1 protein-coding gene is annotated in these 1,493 nt (G+C 64.0%); it reads left to right on the top strand.

The window, feature by feature from the left end; all coding sequences use genetic code 11:
- The first annotated feature begins 227 nt into the window (after nucleotides 1-227).
- A complete protein-coding gene (locus tag BMF89_RS21415; RefSeq protein ID WP_078109056.1) occupies nucleotides 228-1,466 on the top strand; it encodes an IS110 family transposase in 1,239 nt (412 codons plus the stop codon).
- Nucleotides 1,467-1,493 lie beyond the last annotated feature (27 nt).

The raw sequence follows: 1,493 nt of genomic DNA, 5'->3' as shown, positions 1-1,493 counted from the left end.
ACTCTGGCTCTCTCCGGGCGGCTCGGTGATCATGGAGGTGTTCGTCTCGGTGAACGCCGACCCAACTTGGTGCCTTGAGTCCGTGAGTTAGCGTGGCGTGGAGGACTTCCACGGGAACCGTGGATTGTTGCTGTGAAGCACGGGTATTAGATTCCTGAATATTTTCCCTGTCCTCCCCGAGACGGACACAGTAGATGGCCGTCTGAGGGTGTTGGAGGGAAGTCGTTATGGACATTGTTCACGAGCGGGCCGCGGGGTTGGATATCTCCAAACGCGACGCGAAAGTCTGCGTGCGGGTCCCGGGCCCGCGGGCCGGGACCTACACATCAACGGTTACGACCTGGGCCGCGAACACGCATCAGATCCTGGAGCTGCGTGAGTTCCTGGAACGCGAACATGTGAGCACGGTGGTGATGGAAGCGACCAGTGATTACTGGAAGCCCTTCTACTACCTGATGGAGGAGACGCTGCCGGTGATGCTCGTCAACGCCAAGGCGGCCCGGAACGTCCCCGGCCGCAAGACGGACGTCTCCGACGCGGCCTGGCTGGCGCAGTTGGCCGCTTTCGGGTTGTTGCGGGCCTCGTTCGTGCCGCCGGAACCGATCCGTGAGCTCAGGGACCTGACCCGGGCCCGTGCGATCGCCACCCGCGACCGGGCCCGGGAGATCCAGCGGCTGGAGAAGTTCCTAGAGAGTTCCGGGATCAAGCTCTCCTCGGTGGTCTCGGATCTGACAGGGGTCTCCTCCCGGAACATACTCGAGGCCCTCATCAACGGAGAACGCAACCCAGAGGTGCTGGCCGGGATGGCCCGGGGCATGCTGCGCTCGAAGATCCCGGCCCTCATCGACGCGCTCACCGGCCGGTTCAAACCCCACCACGCGTTCATGGTCCGCCTGCACCTGGACCAAATCGACACCCACACCCGGGTCATCGAGGCCCTCACGGCACGGATCGAGGAGGCGATGGAACCCTTTCGCGACGCCAGGGAAGCCCTGGCCGCCATCCCCGGAGTCTCCCGTAGGGTCGCCGAGGTGATCATCGCCGAAACCGGAGCGGACATGGCCGTGTTCGAAACCCCCGCCCGGCTCGCGTCTTGGGCCGGCGTCTGTCCCGGCGCGAACGAATCCGCCGGACGGATCAAATCCGCGCACATCCTGCCCGGGAACAAATACCTCAAGGGAGCCCTCGGCATCGCGGCTATGGCGGCCGCACGGTCCAAGAACACCTACCTCGCCGCGAGATACCACCGCATCACGGCCCGAAGCGGACGCAACAAAGCCCTCGTCGCCGTCGAGCATTCCATCCTCACCGCAGCCTGGCACATGCTCGCCAACGGCGAGTGCTACAACGAGCCCGGAGCTGACCACTTCACCCGCATCAACCCGACCCGCGCCAAGAACAACGCCATCAAGCAGCTCAACAGCCTCGGCTACGACGTCACGATCACTCCGGTCACCGCAGCCTGATCCACCCCTACTTTTGTATTAGTTGGG

Origin of the sequence: Arthrobacter sp. SRS-W-1-2016, assembly GCF_002009585.1 — a bacterium.
Taxonomy (GTDB): Bacteria; Actinomycetota; Actinomycetes; order Actinomycetales; family Micrococcaceae; genus Arthrobacter; species Arthrobacter bambusae_A.
Note: the sequence above shows the minus strand (reverse complement) of the source record. Positions and strands in the feature narration are given on the sequence as shown.